Origin of the sequence: Tsukamurella paurometabola (genome assembly GCF_900631615.1) — a bacterium.
Classification (GTDB): Bacteria; Actinomycetota; Actinomycetes; order Mycobacteriales; family Mycobacteriaceae; genus Tsukamurella; species Tsukamurella paurometabola_A.
On sequence record NZ_LR131273.1, the window covers coordinates 3762507 to 3778651 of the forward strand.

The window sequence follows — 16145 nt, forward strand, 5'->3', positions numbered from 1 at the left end:
ACCCCGGTCTGCGCCGGACACTGGGCCTCGGCGACGCCGTCACCGTCGGCCTCTCCGCCATGGTCGGAGCGGGCGTCTTCGTGGCCTTCGCGCCGGCGGCCGCTGCGGCGGGGTCCGCGCTGTTCGCGGGACTGGGGATCGCCGCCGTGATCGCCTACTGCAACGCCGCCGGCTCCGCGCGCCTGGCCGCCCGATACCCGCAGTCGGGCGGGACCTACGTCTACGGCCGGGAGCGGCTGGGCCCCTTCTGGGGACACCTCGCGGGGTGGAGCTTCGTGGTGGGCAAATCCGCGTCGTGCGCCGCCATGGCGCTGACGGTCGGCACGTACGCGTGGCCGGATCAGGCGCACGCCGTCGCGGCGGCGGCCGTCGTCGCGGTGACCGCGCTGAACGTCGCGGGCGTGGAGCGCTCGGCCCGGGTCGCCCGGGTGGTCGTCGCGGTGGTCCTCGCCGTCCTCGTGGCGGTGGTGGTCGCGTCCGTCACCTCCGGCGCCGCGGAGCCGTTCCGGCTGGCCGAGGGTGCCGCCGCGGGGCCGTTCGGGGTGCTCCAAGCCGCGGGCCTGCTGTTCTTCGCGTTCGCCGGGTACGCCCGCATCGCCACTCTCGGCGAGGAGGTCCGCGACCCTGCACGCACCCTGCCGCGCGCGATCTTCGTCGCGTTGGCCGTCGCCCTCGGCGTGTACGCGCTCGTGGGGGTCGCGCTGGTGGCCGTCCTGGGCACGGACGCGCTCGCGGCGTCGGGTGCGCCGCTCGCCGACGCGGCGCGGGCGTCGGGATTCCCGGTGGCCGCGGTCACCGTCACCGCGTGCATCGCGGCGTTCGGCTCGCTGCTGGCGCTCCTCCTCGGCGTGTCGCGCACCACCTTGGCCATGGCGCGCGACGGTCACCTGCCGCGCGCCCTCGCCGCGGTGCACGAACGACGCCGCGTGCCCGTGCGCGCGGAACTCGCGGTCGGCGCGGTGGTCACCGTCGTGGCCGCCACCGCCGACCTCGGCGCCGCCATCGGGTTCTCCTCGTTCGCGGTCCTCGTCTACTACGCCGTCGCGAACGCGTCCGCGTGGACGCTCGACACCGCGCTACGGGCACGGATCGTCCCGGCGGTGGGCCTGGCCGGATGCCTCGCCGTGGCCCTCTCGTTGCCCGCGGGCTCGGTATCGGCGGGGATCGTGGTGCTGGTCGTCGGCGCCGCGGCGTACGCCGTGACCCGCGCTAACAGCCCGTCTGATACAGCGCCTTGAGCCACCCGGCGCTCTGGTAGCCCCAGCCGAACACCGTCTCCGCGGCGCCGCGACTCTCGGGGAAGTCCGTCATCTGCAGCGTCTTGTCGTAGCAGCGTTCGAGGATGAAGCGGGCACGTTCGAGGTGCGCGGTCGTGGTCACCACGATGATGTCGTTCCATCCGCGGGCGCTCGCCAGGCGCTGCACCTCCTGCGCCTCGCCCCGCGTGGTCCACGGCTGGGGGAGGAAGCAGGTGATCTGCACGCCGGTGATGGTCCGGGCGCACAGCTCCTGCATGCGCGTGTCCTCGGCCCCGACCGAGTTGGAGAGTACGACCTGCCGCGCCAGGCCCCGCTCGGCGAGCCGGAGGCCGTGCTCGAACCGCTCGTACGGGTTGCCGCCGAGGACGACGATGGCGTCCGCCGGCTGCAGCTGCCGGTCGATCTTCGGCTGGAGGTAGGCGCGATCCAGCGCGATGCCGACGGCGGCGAGGAGCGCGAGCACCACGACGCACACGGCGAGGCGACGCGCCCTCCGACCTCCGGTCACCGCTGTTCGCACCACAGCAGTATCGCGGTTGCAACATCCGCGCGCACATCGGGGTGATACGCGGGGTGGTCACCGGCCCCCGGCCGCACGGTGCGGACGCCGCCCGCTCCGGACGGTCGGGCGAGGCGGCGCAGGCCCTCGGGGCCGCGCTGCCCGTCGAACCATGCGGCGTCGGGCGGCGCGAGGATCAGGACCGCGTCCGTCCCGCCGGTGACGACGGGGCGCAGGAGGACTTCCGGGACCTGGGTGACGCCGCGCAGGCCCAGCAGCCGCCACGCCGGGTAGGGCAGTCGTGTGCGGAGCGCCTCCTTGATGCGCCCCCGTGGGCTGCGCGCGAACGCGGGATCGGAGCGCGGCACCCCGAGGTCCGCGGTGGGCGCCGCCGCGATGCCGGGCTTGAGCCGCCACGAGTAGAGCACCGAGTTCACGAGGACCGCCGTGTCGGCGCGGGCCGCCCGCGCGGCGTGGGCGGCGTACCAGGAACCGGAGCACACCCCGGCGGTGAGCAGCGGGCCGTCGAGCGATCGGGCGGCCGCGATCACGTCGTCCACGCCGGTCGGGGGGAACAGGGCCACCGCTTCGCCGGCGGCGACGGCGCCGGACTCGCCGCAGCCGCGACGGTCGAAGCGCAGGGCCGCCCCGCCGCGGGCGGCGACGTCGCGGGCCACCTGCACCCAGGCGCGGTTCGGCCCGTGCCGGGTGTCGTTGGCGGTGGCGCAGAGCAGCACCGACCGTCGGACGTCACCGTCGGCGGGAAGGGTGCGGATCGCCGCCGCGCCGCCGATGTCCTCGATCCGCTCCTCCACGCCGTCCCACCGCGCCACGGTCCGGACGACCGGGTCCACGGCCACGCCGGGCCCACCGGGCAGTGCGGCCCCCAGCCAGGCCGCGATCTCCTCGACCGCGGCGTCCGGGACGCGGACGAGGTGGGCGCTGGGCTCCACGAACTCCGGCATCCCCGCGACGACGAGGCGATCCGCATCGACCGGGCCCACCGTCGCCGCGCCGGGGCGCGCGGCGACGAGGAGCCGGGGCGCGCTGAGGCCGTCGGACGGCAGCGCGCCGAGCTCCGCGACGGCGTCGGGGTGGACGTCGAGACCGATCCACGTGTCCGGCCCGCCGCCGATCGCCATCCGCGCGAGCGCGGCCTGCGCGCGGGCGAAGGCCCGGCCGCCGAGCGGGTCCCACAGCACCGCCGCGGGCGGGGTCAGGCCCGCAGCGCCCGCGATCGCCGCACCCGCGCGGAGCGCCACCACGGCGGGCGCGCCGACCCCGAGCCCGCGCAGGTACGCGTCGGCGTGCCGCACCGACGCGACCCAGTCGTTCGCCGCGCCGGGCAGCCCGGCGGCACCGGCGGAGTCGCCGGTCCCGAGGAAGTCGAAGCGGAGCACGGCGAGGTCGTCCGCGGCGAGGCGCGCGGCGAGGCGGCGCAGCCCGCGCAGGGCGTCGTGCTGTTCCTTCCCGACGGACGGTACGAGCAGCACGGCGCCGCGGACGCGCCGCGAGGCCGGCAGGTGCAGCGCGCCGTAGAGGGGCGCGTCCGCCGGGCCGAAGTAGGTGCGCAGCTCCGTCGTCTCAGTCGAGGGCATCGACGATCTCCCTCGCCCGGTCCGCGTAGGTGTGCCCGCCGCCCGTGATCGCGGCGTGCCCGGCCGCGGCGATCCGCGCCGCGGCCGGGCGGTCGGCGCGCACGCGCGCGACGATGTCGTCGATCTCCGCCGGGTCGTCGTAGAGCAGGGCCTCCCGCCCGTCGGCGAGCAGCTCGGCGTGTTCGTCGGTCCGTGGCCCGACGAACAGCCCGCCCGCCGCGGGCACCTCGAACGTCCGGCAGGTGTGGGTGTCGCGGTTGTCGGAGTTGAGCAGCACGAGGTTCGCGTCGACGGCCGCGATGGCCGCGGAGAGCGCCGTGCCGTACTGCGGGCCGCGCACCGTCGCCCGGCTGCGCAGCACGGCGGGCCGGCGGCGCCACCCCGGACCCGCCAGGTAGAACTCCGGCCCCAGGCGGGTGGCCAGCCCCGTCACGAGCGCGGCCCGGTCGGGGCGCGCGTTGCCGACGAATCCGGCGGCGTACCGCCGGGCCGAACGGGGCGCCACCGGACGGTGCCACGCGGGGTCGTAGGCGCTGCGCACGAGGATCGCGCGCCGCGCGCCGCGCGCGATCAGCTCCGGCACGTTGTGCGTCTTGGTGGTGACGATCGCGTCCCAGCCGGCTTCGGCCGCGAGGTACTCCGGCGTGGTGTTGACGGGGTTGGACACGTCGTCGGCGCTGTAGTGCAGCCGCCGGCCGGCGGGCAGCGCGAGCAGCCGGTCCTGGTCGAGGTGCACCGCGGTGTAACAGAACAGCAGATCCGGCACGGGCTCCGCCTCGAGCCGCCGGTGCACGGCCTCGACCGTGCCGGGAGCGCGCCGTCCGGTGCGCTTGGCGTACCACCAGGCGGGGCTGCCGCGGCGGGGCAGCGTGACCGCCGTGGTGTCGACGACCGTCACCTCATGGCCGGCCCGGCGGAAGCCCTCGGCGAGGGAGCGGGCGTTGCTGCCGTACCAGTCGTCGCCGGCGAACAGGATCCTCATGGTGCGCCTCCCGCCGCGGACGGCACGGCCGTCGCCTCCAGCCGTCGCGCCCGCAGGACCGAGAAGCCCGCGGCGGCGGTCTGTGCCGCGACGATACCGAGGACGACGGTCCGCGGGTCGCGGTCGCCCAGCGCGACCGCCGCGGCCACGGCGACGACACACGCCCCGATGGCACCGGCCAGCAGCACACCGCGGGCATCGCCCAGTACCGGCAACACCGCCGTGGCGACGAACGATGCGACCGCGAGGCCGGGCAGGGCCCACGCCTGCAGCTGCAGGAGCGGGACGGCACCGTCGAACTCCGCGCCGAAGATGAGCGGGACCAGCCACGGAGCGAGCACGGTGGCGGCGGTGGCGAGCACGGCACCGCCGGCGGCGACGAGGGCGATGCCGCGGCGGGCGGTCGCCCAGAACGCGGCGGTGTCGCGGCGCGCGAGCCGGGGGAGCAGGCTCACCCCGACGGCGTCGAGCAGGGAGCCGGCCGCCTGCACGGGGCGATCACTCGCGCTGAACAGTCCCAGGGCGTGCGGCGAGAGCGCTGGAGCGAAGACCGTCGCCGCGCCCGGCCCGTACGACGACGACAGCAGTCGTGCCGTGAGCACCGGGCCGCCCGTGCGCAGCAGCGGCACGGGTGACCCCGGCCGCGCGGGCCGCCCGTGGTCGCGGAGCGTGCGCGCCCACGACCACCCGACCGCGACCAGGTTGCCCGCCAGCAGGCAGCCCATCGCCACCTCGGGGGTCCGCGCGTGCGGCAGCAGGGCGATCAGCAGCGCGAGGTACACCGTGCGGCCGGCGGTCTGCTGGATCACGACCGCACCGAACCGGCCCGTGCCGAGCAGCACCCAGTCGTCGCCGCACGCGCTCACCGACCCGACCACGAGGCCGAGGGCACCCATCTCCACGGCGTGCGGCACCGGCAGCACCGCCGCCAGCAGGAACAGTGCGGTGAACACGGCGAGTGCCGTCGCGCGGAGCCCGGCGTAGTCGCCGCGGAGCCGAGCCAGCCCCGGCTTCTCGGCCCGGGCGGCGACGAACGCCGTGATGCCGAGGTCGGTGCAGAGGGCGCCCAGGAAGTAGGTGGACATCGCGACCGCCAGGAGCCCCATCCCGGCGGGACCGAGGAGCCGCGCGCACAGCGGAATCGTGACGAGGGTGATGACGTACTGGCCGTACCGGCCGGCCGAGACCAGCACGACGTCCCGGACCACACCCGCGGAGCCGGGGAGCCGCCGCGTCATCGCACGTCCCGCGCCACCCGTGCCAGCAGGGAGTCCGCGATCGCCGCGGAGGTCCTGAGATCGAGGTCGCGGCCGCGGTCGGCGGCCGCGGCACCGAGCTGTTCGCGCAGTTCCCAGTCGGCGATCAGCGCGTCGAGTGCGACCGCCAGCAGGTCGGGCCGGCGCGGTGCGACCAGGACGCCGTTCTCCCCGTCGACGATGAGCTCCGTCGGTCCGCCGGCCCGCGCGGCGACGACGACCCGCCCGGCCGCCATGGACTCGGCGACCACCTGGCCGAAGGGCTCGGTGAGCCGCGAGTAGTGCACCACGACGTCCGCGTCCGCCGCCTCGGCCATCGGGTCCGCGACGTGCCCGGTGAAGGTCACCCGGTGCGCGATGCCCAGCCGCTCGGCGAGCTCCTCGAGCTCCGCCAGGTACTGGTCGTCGCCGTCGAAGTGGGCGCCGCCGACGAACCGCACCGCGGGCTCCGCCTCCATCTGCGCCAGCGCGCGCAGCAGCAGGTCCTGGCCCTTCCACGGCGTGATCCGCCCGATCATCGCGACCTTCACGTCCTTCGGGGCGCGCTGGGGCGCCGGGGCCGGGAGAGTGCTCAGGTCGACGCCCGGATGGCACACCGCGGTCGGGCTCCCGCCGGTGGAGATGGTGCGCAGGGTCCCGCGCGAGTTGGCGAGGTATCCGGACGCGGCCATGCGGCCCAGGAGCCGCAGCGGGAACCGGGTGCGGCCGAAGTACTCGGCGCTCAACCGGTCGTGCACCTGCCACACGAGGGGGATGCCGGTGCGGCGGGACGCCACCGCCCCCACGACGAGCGATTTGGTCGATTCCGCGACCACGACGTCCGCCTCGGCGGCGCGCAGCAGCGGCGCGAGGCGCCGTCCGGCGCGGTAGAGGCCGACGGCGCCGCGGAGCAGGCCCACCGGGCCCGCGGTGCGGCGCACCGTCGACGGGTGGCCCGGGACGACGGTGACGGGCACGGCGGCGGCCTCGAGGACGTCCGTCAGCGGGCCGGGCGCGAGGAGCACCACGGACGCCGGCACGCCGCGGCGCCGCAGTTCCCCGGCGAGGCGGGCGAAGGCCAGCTCGGCGCCCGACGGGGCAGCGGTGTGCCCGAGGAAGACGGGCCGACGGGCGCTCACGCCGCGACCGCCCGGTAGAGCGACGCGTGGCGGGCGGCGGCGACGTCCCAGCCGAACAGTTCGGCGTGAGCGCGGCAGGCCGCCGCGGCGGGCCGGGCGCCGTCGAGGCCCGCGGCCAGGCGCTCGGCGAGGGCGTCGGCATCGCCCGCGGGGACGACGAGGTCGGGGGCGAGGTCGCGGACGGCGTCGGGCAGGCCGCCGACGTCGGTGACCACCGGTGGCCGGCCCGAGGCGAGCGACTCGAGGGCGACCAGGCCGAAACCCTCCCAGGCCGTGGACGGGACCGTGGTCACCGTGGCGGCGGCGTACCGGCGCGCGAGATCGGCGTCGTCGATCGTTCCCACGAACGTCACAGTATCGGTGATTCCCAGCTCGGCGGCGCGTTGCCGGAGAAGGCCGCGCTGCGAGCCGTCGCCCACGAGGTCGAGCCGGGCGTCGGGGTGCCGGGCGAGCACCCCGGGCCACGCCCGCAGGAGCACGTCGATGCCCATCCGGCGCTCGAGCCGCCGGACGCACAGGACCCGGGGTACGCCGTCGGGCTCGGGGGCGGCGGGGAACCGCGCGAGGTCGACGCCGGGCGGGATCACGGCGATCGCGCCGCGGTCCGCACCGTACCGCTCCACCAGGACGTCGGCGAAGGCCTGGGAGAGCACCACGAAGCGGTCGCTGCCGCGGTAGCGGGCACGCTCGACGAGGGCCTTGATCGCGACCGCGGCCCGGCTCTCCCCGGCCGCGGCGCTCTCCTGCGCCCACGGCCCGTGGAAGTGCGTCACGAGCGCCGTGCCGCGGGGCGCGGGCCCGAACAGGGCGAAGTGGCGGTCCAGGACCTCGGTGCCGTCGGGCGCGGGTCGGCGGGACGCGCGCACCCGTGCCGCCGTCGACCCTACGTCCGGTCCCCAGGTGCTGCCGCCGGGCTCGGGATCCCCGAAGGCCGCGGCACTGGCGGCCACGTCGGGGCGCCGCCGCAGGGCGGCGAACAGGTCGGCGAAATACCGGGGCAGGCCGCCGGGCGCCGCGCCCGGCCAGGTGGACCCGGTCAGGTGGACGCGGACCGCCGTCACAGTTGCGCGGTCACGGCCGCGGGCCACGCCGCGCGGTCGAGGCCGTGCGCGGCGAGCAGCGCGAGGGCGATCCGTTCGATGCCGAAGCCGAGGCAGGCGCTGTGCGCGGGCGCCCCGTCCACGGTCGTGATGTCGAAGTGCACCCCGAAATGATCCCGGTGGTAGTTGCTGGACGCCACGGCGACCCCGGGTGCGTCCTCGCCGTACATCGGCACGACGATCTCGGTCTTGAGGTTCTCGGCCGACTGATTGGCCGCGAGCATGCGGCCCGCGCGTCCGAAGAACGGGTCGGTCGCGGGCGTCTGCCGGACCGTGAGGCCGAGGTCGGAGAGCAGGTCGGCGGCGCGGGCGACCCAGGTGTCGCGGTGCGCGACGGCGGCGCGCGCCGAGCCCACGCGCACGATCTCCCGCATGCGGAAGGACTGCATCCGCGCGGGGTCGGCGGAGGGTTCGCGCCGGAAGCAGTGGCCGGAGACGTCGACCCACGCGCCGTCCCGGGGGAGTTGCCCGGTCAGCACCGGGTAGACCGAGTGGCACGCCGAGGGCACGAGCGCGACGTCACTCGCGTGGAAGTGGCCGCCCCAGTCGTGGCCGGCGTTGCGGCCCGCGAGGAGCAGCCGGTGCTCGGCGTCTCCGCCGGTGTAGGTGGAGACCGCCGCGGCGAGCTGCGGGAAGGACGCGATGTAGTCCGTGCGATCCAGGTAGTCGCGCGGCATCACGGGCGGGAAGGACAGGACGGTGGCGGCGCCGCCGTGCACGTCGCGCACCGCTGCGCCGATGAGCGCATCGACCGCCGCGGTCAGCTCGGCGAACGCCGCGCCCTGGCCGTACACGCCGTCCACGCCCGACGGGACGAGCAGGCCCGCGTCGAAGAGCGAGCTGCGGAACTCCTGCTGACGCGCGTGCAGGTCAGTAACCTCGAGCGCACGGGGTGCTGCGGCCTGCGTCATCGGTCTCTTCTCCATGGCTGGAACCGTTGTCACTGCAACACGTTACCAGGCTAGGGTGTACGGCGGAGGCGCGGGACTCGCGACTGCAAAGGGAGTCGCGGGCGGGATGCGGCCGCGACGCGATGCTGGTGGGAGGCGCGGTGGACGAGGCGATTCGCTCGATCGTGGCGGCGCACGGGCGGTTGACCAGGCCGATCGCGGAAATTGCGGGTGGTGATGATCTGTTTGCCTTGGGGCTCACGTCGCACGCGGCCGTGAACGTCATGCTGGCTATCGAAGACCGATTCACTATCGAGTTCCCAGACGCGTCCATGACGAAGAACACATTCAGCACTCTGGATTCGCTTGCGGCCACGGTCCGCGAGCTCGCCGGATGAGGCGGCGATGACCCGGATCGCCGTCGTCCACGAGCGATGGACCGAACAGGGCGGCTCGGAGAACGTCGCGCGCGCGCTCGTCGACGCCTGGCCGACCGCACGACTCCACGTGGCCTTCGCCGACCCGCGCAGCGTCCCCGCCGAGCTCCGCGACCGGATCGTCGTCACGGGCCTCGATCCCGTGCACCGGGCACTCGGCCGGCGCTCGCATGCTCCGCTGATCCCGTTCGCGCCCGCCGCGTGGCGCCGGCACCGTGTGGACGCGGGGGTCGACGCCGTCGTCATCAGCCACCACGCCATGGCGGTCTCCGCGGCGCCGTCCTGGCCCGGCGCCGCGGTCGTGGCCTACGTGCATTCGCCCGCCCGGTGGGCGTGGGCGCCGGAACTGCGATCCGGCGAGGCCCTCGGCGTCCCCGGCCGCCTCGCGCTGGCGGCGCTCGCCGCGCGGGCCCGCGCCGTGGAGACCGCGGCGGTACCGCACCTCGACGTCGTGGTCGCGAACTCCACGGCGGTCGCGGAGCGGATCGAGCGCTGGTGGGGCGTTCCGGCGCGAGTCGTCCCGCCGCCCGTCGACGTCGTGCGGTTCACGCCCGGCGGCACTGCGGGCGACTACTTCCTGGTGGCGGGGCGGCTCGTGCCGTACCGCCGCGTCGACCTCGCGATCCGGGCGGCCCAGCGCGCCGGTGTGCGGCTCGTCGTGGCGGGGGACGGGCGGCACGCGGCCGCCCTGCGGCGCATCGCGGGCGACGAGACGGTGTTCCTCGGCCGGGTATCGGACGCCGAGATGGTCCGGCTGCAGCGCGCGGCGATCGCCACCGTCATGCCCGGCGAGGAGGACTTCGGCATCGTTCCCGTGGAGGCGATGGCGGCGGGCACCCCGGTACTCGCCCGGGCCGCCGGAGGCGCGCTCGACACCGTCGTCCCCGGACTCTCCGGCGTGCTCGTGCCCGACGGGCCCGACGAGCCCTTCACGGACGCGCTCGCCGCGGCGATGCGGACCCTGCGCCCGGGGGACTTCGACGCGGTGGCGCTCCGGACCCACGCCGAGGCATTCTCGGTGCCGGCGTTCCAGGAACGCATGCGGGCGATCGTCGCGGCGGCAGTGCGATGAACCGGGTGGGGATCGATCTCGCCGACGTGGCGCGCATCGAGGAGTCGATCGCGCGGTTCGGGACCCGGTTCCTCCGGCGCGTCTACACGCCGGGGGAGATCGCCGACTGCGCCGGCGACGCGCGCCGCCTCGCGGCGCGCTGGGCGGCCAAGGAGGCGGCGGTCAAGGCCCTGCGCCTCGGGCCGGACGCGGCCACGCCGCCGCGCGAGGTCGAGGTGGTCGGCACACCCCGCGGCCCGGAGCTGCGGCTGCACGGCGGCCTCGCCGCGCACGCCCGCGAGCAGGGCTGGATCCGGGCGGAGCTCTCGCTCACCCACACCGACGCCTCCGCCGCGGCGGTGGTGGTGGCGGAGGTGGCCGGCGGCTAGTGGCGCGTGTCGTTAATCATTGAACAGTTTGGTGCCTGCGAGAATTGAGGCATGGCGAATCATCCTGCTCCGGCGTTGACGCTGCGCGATGGTGATCGGGAGGTGCTGGAGTCGTGGACCCGGTCCGCTTCGGTGCGGGCGTCCGCGGCCAAGCGGGCGCGGATCGTGTTGCTGGCCGCTGATGGTGAGTCGAATCAGCGGATCGCTGAGTTGGTCGATGCGAGCCGGACGACGGTGATCGCGTGGCGGGATCGGTATCTCGAGCGTGGCCTGGAGGGCCTGTCCGATCGGGTTCGGCCAGGCCGGCCGCGGGAGCTCGATCAGGATGCGATCATCGTCGCAACGCTCACGCCGCCGCCGAAAAGCCTTGGGGTGACGCATTGGTCGACGAGGCTGCTCGCCGCCCGGATCAAGGTGTCGCCGGCCGCGGTGGCGCGGGCGTGGCGCGCGTACGGGATCAAACCGTTCAAGGCCGAATCGTTCCGGTTCTCCACCGACCCCGAGCTGGTCGGCAAGGTCACCGACATCTGCGGCCTGTACTTGAACCCGCCTCAGAACGCGATCGTGCTGTGCGTGGATGAGAAGTCGCAGATCCAAGCCCTGGATCGGACGGTGCCGATCCTGCCGACCCAGCCCGGGAAGGTCGAACGCCGCTCCCATGACTACTACCGGCACGGCACCACCACCTTGTTCGCCGCCCTCGACATCGCGACCGGCAAGGTCACCGCCGCCCTCAAACCCAAGCACCGGCACCAGGAGTTCCTGGCGTTCCTGCGTCAGATCGAGCGGGCCTACCGCGACGTGCTCGACTCCGACGGCAACCCGGTCGAGCTGCACCTGGTGATGGACAACTACGCAGCTCACAAGCATGCGAACGTCAAGGCCTGGCTCGCCAAGCATCCCCGGATCGTCGTGCACTTCACCCCGACACACGCCTCCTGGATGAATCTCGTCGAGGCCTGGTTCGGGATCGTCGAACGACAGGCCATCCGGCGCGGCGTGTTCACCTCCGTCCAGGACCTCAACGCCAAGATCCGGGCGTTCATCGACGGCTGGAACCCGAGAGCACAGCCGTTCGTCTGGACCAAGACCGCCGAGCAGATCCTCGAGAAGGCGAACCGTCCAACAACTTCAAACCCGCGCCACTAGCGGCCGCCCCGGCCGAAGAGCACCGTGCCGACGGAGATCAGCAGGATCTTCACGTCGAGCCACAGGCTCCAGTTCTCGATGTAGTAGTTGTCGTAGGAGGCGCGGTCGCGGATGTCCGTGTCGCCGCGGAGCCCATGGATCGCGGCCCATCCCGTCAGTCCCACCATGACGCGGTGCCGGGACTGGTAGGCGGGGATCTCGGCGCCGAACCGGTTCGCGAAGTGCGGCCGCTCCGGGCGCGGGCCGACCACCGACATGTCGCCGCGCACCACGTTCCACAGCTGCGGCAGTTCATCGATGGAGTGGCGCCGCAGGAACCGGCCGAGGCGCGTGATCCGGAGTCGTTCGTCGGTCCAGTCGCGGTCCGACTCCTCGTCGGGCACCGGCCGCATGGTGCGGAACTTGTAGAGCGAGAACAGGCGGCCGTCCTGGCCGACACGGGTCTGCCGGAAGAGGATCGGCGCGCGCGGCTCCTGGACCTTGATCGCGATCGCGACCACCAGCAGCAGCGGAGAGAGCAGGACCAGCCCGATCAGCGAGGTCAGGAACGAGGTGACGCGCTTGACGCGCCAGTGGCTCGAGCGCAGCGCCAGGCGGCGCACCAGGACCAGCGGGGTGGTGTGGATCCGGTCCATGTCCCGGTCCTGATGCACGAACTCGTACAGCCGCGGGACCACGTAGATCTCGCAGTCCAGGGTGTCGCAATCGCGCAGCGGCTCGACCAGCGTGGAGTCGCGGTCGCGGGAGAAGGCGACGATCACGGTGTCGATCGCGCGTTCGCTGATGAGCCGGGCCAGGTCGTTCCGGCGCGGGATCACCTCCACGGGGAACGCCGTCGCGTCGAGCGGGTCGTCGTCCATGACGAGGACCGGGCGGAGGCCGTACTCCGGGAACATGAACATCGAATGGACGAGCTCGCCCGCGACCTTGCCGCCGCCGATGACCAGGGTGCGGCCGCCGCGATCCGGGTGCTGCGCGCGGTGCCGGCGGACCGCGGCGTAGTAGACGACCCGCGCCGCGAACAGCAGCGCCCAGCAGGCCGCGACGCCGATCAGCTGGGCGTGATCGTCCTGCCAGATGGTGGTCACGCCGATGGGCGCGAGCATCCAGCCGGCGATCGCCAGCTGCGGGGCGGAATCGAGCGCGCTGAGCGTGATCCGGGTGCGGTAGAGCCCGAACACGGAGAAGACGCCCACGGCGAGCACGGCGCCGACGAGGCTCTGGACCGCGCGGGCGGGATCCGACGGTGTCGACGGGATCGTGCCCATGAGGAACGCGAACACGACGAGGAGATCGATCAGCGCGAGCGCCCACGAATGGCGGCGCATGCGGCGGCCGCTGCCGGCCGGGGCACCGTTCGTGCTCATGCGCTCCTCGGGCCTTTCCGACGTTGTTCCGTCGCTCGAATATAGGACACCGGTGCGTTCCTGTGACAACCCGTGCAGTCTCCGCGGCCCGCGCGCGTAGGGTGAGCGCCGTGCAGCCCCTCCCGTCCCAGGCCGCGATGCTGACGCTCACGGCCCAGCACGCGGGATCGCGGGCGATGGTCATCGACGCGGCGTGGCGGACGGAACTGCCGGTCGATGCCGGGGTCCTCGCGTCCGCGGCTGCGGACGCCCTCGCCGAGACGGAGGCCGCGGCACTCGGCATCGTGGTCGACGGTGAGCCCCGGTTCGTGAGCGCCGAACGTGCCCCCGTCCGGGTGGAGAGCTTCGCGTCGGAGCGGGCGTACCGCGCGTGGCGGGCGGCGGGAACGCTGCCCCTCGACGGTGGCCCGCTGGTGCGCGTGGCGATCGTCCAGGTGGGCGGGGCGCACCTGGTCCGCGTGCTCGCCCATCACGCCGTGCTCGACGGCTACGCCGTCACCCGGGTCTTCCGCCGGATCGTCGCGCGCCTCCGGGCCGCCCAGGCGGACGGTGCGACGCTGCCCGTCGAGCGGCTCGGGGACCTGACCGGGCTCGCGGCCGCCACCGCGCCGGCGCGCCCACCCGACACCGCTTTCTGGTCCGCGGCCACGGACGGCGTCGGGGATCCCGGCCGCGAGATCGCCTTCGTCGACCGGGTCGCCCCGCCCGCGTCCCACCCCGTGCAGCACCGGGCGCGGCTGACGGTGCCCGGGATCGTCGATCGCAGGGAGTGGCCCGCGGAGGCCGTCGCCGTCGTCGCCGCCTACACCGCCCGGTATCTCGGCGCGGCCGAGGCGCACGTCGGCGTCACGGCGTCGCTGCGCCGGACCGCTCTCGAGCGGGCGACGCCGGTGCAGTGGACGGCCGTGGTCCCCACCCGGCTGACGGTGCCGCGCGATGCCACGCCCGCCGCGCTCGCCGGCGAGGTGCGGCGCTGGCTGACCGAGGCCGCGGACCGGATCGCCGCGGGACAGCGACCGGAGAACCTGATCACGAGCGTCCCCGCGGCGTGGCGCACGGGACGGCTCTACGGACCGATCGTCAACGTGCTGCCGGACGTCCGGACGGCCGGGTGGTCGCTCGACGTGGCGGCATGGGGGCCCGTCGCGGACTGCCTGCTCTCCGTGTACCCCGAGGCGGACGCGGATCTCGTGGTGGACGGCGTCTTCCACCCCGCTCTGTACGACGCCGCGGGCGCGGCCGCGCATGTGGACGCGATCGCGGCGTTCCTGCGTGCGGCCCTGGCCGCGCCGGACCGGCCGCTGCCCGCGGTCGTCGCCCGGCCGGTGGACCCGGACCGGATCGCGGTCCCGGGTGGCTGGGCGGTGCCCGAGCGGATGCGGAGCGCGCTCGTGGCCGCGGGCTTCGCCGCGGACGCGGTCGAGGTGCGGACCGGGCCGCCGGTGACCGTCGTGCTGCGCGGCGTGGATCCGGCTCGCCTCGCCGGCGCGCGGGCGGTGCTCCCGCCCGGAGTCCGGGTTCGCCGAGCCTGAGATTTGCCGGAACGGCATGACATCTTGCCGTGTGACGAGTAGGCGGGGCACGGTGGATCCATGACGAAGCACGCGCACATGCACACGCACCCGGACTGGGCGGACCTCGCGCCCGAGCTCGAGGCGGAGGGCGAGGTCCTGCTGCCGTACGCGACGCAGGCGCTCGACGCGATCGGCGAGCTCGTGCCCGCGCCCGGGACCGTGCTCGACGTCGGCGCCGGCCCCGGCGTCGTCACTGCGGCGCTGGCGGCGCGGTTCCCGTCGGCGCGTGTCGTCGCCGTCGACGGCGACGCCACGTTGCTGGACCGGGCTCGTCGCCGCGGCGCGGCCGCCGGGCACCCGATCGAGGTGCTGCGCACCGACCTGCCCGAGGGCTTCGCCGGCCTCCCCGCCGCCGATCTCATCTGGACCGCGCAGACGATGCACCACCTCGGCGACCAGGGCGCCGCCGTCGCCGCACTCGCGGCCCGGCTCGCGCCCGGCGGCGTGCTGGCGGTGGCGGAGGGCGGCCTGCCCCTGCGATTCCTGCCGCGCGACATCGGCCTCGGCAGACCGGGCCTCGCCGAACGGCTCGATGCCCTGCAGGCGACCGGCTTCGGGGAGATGCGGGCGGCGCTCGACGGCACCGTCGACGTGCCGGAGGACTGGCCCGCGATGCTGCGCTCCGCAGGTCTGCGCGACGTGCGGGCCCGGACGTTCCTGGTCGACCGGCCGGCCCCGCTGGACGACCGGACCCGCACCGCCGTCGCGCACATGCTCGGCCGCTACCTGAGGATGGCCGACCGTCTCGACCCGGACGACGCCGAGGTGCTGCGCCGGCTGACCGACCCGGCCGACCCCCACAACGTGCGACGCCGCCCCGACGTGTTCGTGCTGACCGCGCGAACGGTGTACGTCGGGACGGCGCCGTGACCGTCGTCGGGGATCAGGAGACCGTTGCGACCCCGTCGCGGAAGGTGATCGTCCCGTTCTGGAAGGTCTGCTTGATCGACCCGTTCTCGGCGGTCTCGTCGCTCGTGGGGTAGCCCAGCTTGCCGGTCTCATGGCCGGCCTCGCCCCACTTGTCGCCGATCACGCCGTGCACGACGTGCGCACCGGAGGCCTCCGACCAGTAGATCGTGCCGCCCTTGAGCGTGAGGTACTTGCCCTTGCCGTCGGGCAGCGCCGATACCGGGCCGAGCGGGGCGCCGAGGTGTCCCTTCTCGTAGCCGTACTTCGCGTACTCCGCGCTGATCGGGCCCTCGGTGATGGTCACCTCGGTGCCGCCGGGGGTTGCGATGCTGGTCGACGGCACGACGGCCTTCGACTCCGCACCGGCGCCGTTCGCTCCGGACTCGCCCGCGCCGTTGGCGCCGGTCACTGCGGAGGCGGCGCTGCCCGCCGCCGAGGTGGCGGCGTCCTTCGCGTCGTTCGCGGTGTCCTTCGCTTCATTGCACGCGGTGAGTGCCACGGTCAGCGCGGCGGTGGCGGCTACTGCACCAAGCGTCCGTGTGATCCGAGTATTCATGAGAGCTCCCT

16 protein-coding genes are annotated in these 16145 nt (G+C 74.7%); 7 read left to right on the plus strand and 9 right to left on the minus strand.

Annotation, left to right across the window (positions count from 1 at the left end; translation table 11 throughout):
- Positions 1–59: 59 nt before the first annotated feature.
- The gene (locus ELY19_RS18805) at positions 60–1238 is read left to right on the plus strand and encodes an APC family permease (RefSeq protein ID WP_232015642.1); all 1179 of its coding nucleotides are present in this window, start codon (positions 60–62) and stop codon (positions 1236–1238) included.
- Here ELY19_RS18805 and ELY19_RS18810 read toward each other — a convergent pair.
- The 7 genes from ELY19_RS18810 to ELY19_RS18840 are packed head-to-tail and all read right to left on the minus strand — an operon-like array spanning position 1210 to position 8738.
- Positions 1210–1779, minus strand: coding sequence for a YdcF family protein (locus tag ELY19_RS18810; protein ID WP_227966956.1), 570 nt, complete (start codon positions 1777–1779; stop codon positions 1210–1212). The genes ELY19_RS18805 and ELY19_RS18810 overlap by 29 nt on opposite strands.
- Positions 1764–3356, minus strand: a complete 1593-nt coding sequence (locus tag ELY19_RS18815; RefSeq protein WP_126197581.1) for a hypothetical protein — start codon at positions 3354–3356, stop codon at positions 1764–1766. The genes ELY19_RS18810 and ELY19_RS18815 overlap by 16 nt, the downstream gene beginning before the upstream one ends.
- Positions 3343–4338, minus strand: a complete 996-nt coding sequence (locus ELY19_RS18820; protein ID WP_126197582.1) for a CgeB family protein — start codon at positions 4336–4338, stop codon at positions 3343–3345. Before ELY19_RS18820 ends, ELY19_RS18815 begins: the two co-directional genes overlap by 14 nt.
- Positions 4335–5576, minus strand: a complete 1242-nt coding sequence (locus tag ELY19_RS18825) for an oligosaccharide flippase family protein (protein WP_126197583.1) — start codon at positions 5574–5576, stop codon at positions 4335–4337. Before ELY19_RS18825 ends, ELY19_RS18820 begins: the two co-directional genes overlap by 4 nt.
- On the minus strand, positions 5573–6712 hold the full coding sequence (locus ELY19_RS18830) for a glycosyltransferase (RefSeq protein ID WP_126197584.1): 1140 nt from the start codon (positions 6710–6712) through the stop codon (positions 5573–5575). The genes ELY19_RS18825 and ELY19_RS18830 overlap by 4 nt, the downstream gene beginning before the upstream one ends.
- Positions 6709–7752 (minus strand): glycosyltransferase family 4 protein, encoded by a 1044-nt coding sequence (locus ELY19_RS18835; RefSeq protein ID WP_126198933.1) that lies wholly within the window; start codon positions 7750–7752, stop codon positions 6709–6711. Before ELY19_RS18835 ends, ELY19_RS18830 begins: the two co-directional genes overlap by 4 nt.
- Positions 7753–7769: 17 nt before the next feature.
- Entirely contained in the window at positions 7770–8738 is a 969-nt protein-coding gene (locus ELY19_RS18840; protein WP_227966957.1) for an amino acid--[acyl-carrier-protein] ligase, read from the minus strand.
- 125 nt (positions 8739–8863) lie between these two features.
- On the opposite strand from ELY19_RS18840, the gene ELY19_RS18845 reads away from it, so the two are divergent.
- Genes ELY19_RS18845 through ELY19_RS18860 form a run of 4 tightly spaced genes read left to right on the plus strand, consistent with a single transcriptional unit; the run spans position 8864 to position 11728 of the window.
- The gene (locus ELY19_RS18845) at positions 8864–9100 is read left to right on the plus strand and encodes an acyl carrier protein (RefSeq protein WP_227966958.1); all 237 of its coding nucleotides are present in this window, start codon (positions 8864–8866) and stop codon (positions 9098–9100) included.
- A gap of 7 nt (positions 9101–9107) precedes the next feature.
- A complete protein-coding gene (locus ELY19_RS18850) occupies positions 9108–10211 on the plus strand; it encodes a glycosyltransferase (protein WP_126197586.1) in 1104 nt (367 codons plus the stop codon).
- Positions 10208–10579: a holo-ACP synthase gene (acpS, locus tag ELY19_RS18855; protein ID WP_126197587.1), complete on the plus strand. Its 372-nt coding sequence runs from the start codon at positions 10208–10210 to the stop codon at positions 10577–10579. Before ELY19_RS18850 ends, acpS begins: the two co-directional genes overlap by 4 nt.
- Before the next feature lie 51 nt (positions 10580–10630).
- A complete protein-coding gene (locus tag ELY19_RS18860; RefSeq protein ID WP_126194392.1) occupies positions 10631–11728 on the plus strand; it encodes an IS630 family transposase in 1098 nt (365 codons plus the stop codon).
- Here ELY19_RS18860 and ELY19_RS18865 read toward each other — a convergent pair.
- Positions 11725–13095: a sugar transferase gene (locus ELY19_RS18865; protein WP_126197588.1), complete on the minus strand. Its 1371-nt coding sequence runs from the start codon at positions 13093–13095 to the stop codon at positions 11725–11727. The two genes, ELY19_RS18860 and ELY19_RS18865, sit on opposite strands and share 4 nt — an antisense overlap.
- Positions 13096–13205: 110 nt before the next feature.
- Between ELY19_RS18865 and ELY19_RS18870 the strand changes: the two genes are divergently transcribed.
- Positions 13206–14627 (plus strand): non-ribosomal peptide synthetase domain-containing protein, encoded by a 1422-nt coding sequence (locus ELY19_RS18870; protein ID WP_126197589.1) that lies wholly within the window; start codon positions 13206–13208, stop codon positions 14625–14627.
- A 60-nt stretch (positions 14628–14687) separates the two neighbouring features.
- On the plus strand, positions 14688–15539 hold the full coding sequence (locus ELY19_RS18875; protein ID WP_126197590.1) for a class I SAM-dependent methyltransferase: 852 nt from the start codon (positions 14688–14690) through the stop codon (positions 15537–15539).
- Between the two features lie 13 nt (positions 15540–15552).
- Here ELY19_RS18875 and ELY19_RS18880 read toward each other — a convergent pair whose 3' ends face one another.
- Positions 15553–16077, minus strand: a complete 525-nt coding sequence (locus ELY19_RS18880; RefSeq protein WP_164711652.1) for an LGFP repeat-containing protein — start codon at positions 16075–16077, stop codon at positions 15553–15555.
- Between the last annotated feature and the right edge of the window lie 68 nt (positions 16078–16145).

Coding starts and splice junctions, on each gene's coding strand:
- ELY19_RS18805 (WP_232015642.1), top strand. CDS start 60: ATGGTCGGAGCGGGCGTCTTCGTGGCCTTCGCGCCGGCGGCCGCTGCG.
- ELY19_RS18815 (WP_126197581.1), bottom strand. CDS start 3,356: ATGCCCTCGACTGAGACGACGGAGCTGCGCACCTACTTCGGCCCGGCG.
- ELY19_RS18820 (WP_126197582.1), bottom strand. CDS start 4,338: ATGAGGATCCTGTTCGCCGGCGACGACTGGTACGGCAGCAACGCCCGC.
- ELY19_RS18825 (WP_126197583.1), bottom strand. CDS start 5,576: ATGACGCGGCGGCTCCCCGGCTCCGCGGGTGTGGTCCGGGACGTCGTG.
- ELY19_RS18840 (WP_227966957.1), bottom strand. CDS start 8,738: ATGGAGAAGAGACCGATGACGCAGGCCGCAGCACCCCGTGCGCTCGAG.
- ELY19_RS18850 (WP_126197586.1), top strand. CDS start 9,108: ATGACCCGGATCGCCGTCGTCCACGAGCGATGGACCGAACAGGGCGGC.
- acpS (WP_126197587.1), top strand. CDS start 10,208: ATGAACCGGGTGGGGATCGATCTCGCCGACGTGGCGCGCATCGAGGAG.
- ELY19_RS18860 (WP_126194392.1), top strand. CDS start 10,631: ATGGCGAATCATCCTGCTCCGGCGTTGACGCTGCGCGATGGTGATCGG.
- ELY19_RS18865 (WP_126197588.1), bottom strand. CDS start 13,095: ATGAGCACGAACGGTGCCCCGGCCGGCAGCGGCCGCCGCATGCGCCGC.
- ELY19_RS18875 (WP_126197590.1), top strand. CDS start 14,688: ATGACGAAGCACGCGCACATGCACACGCACCCGGACTGGGCGGACCTC.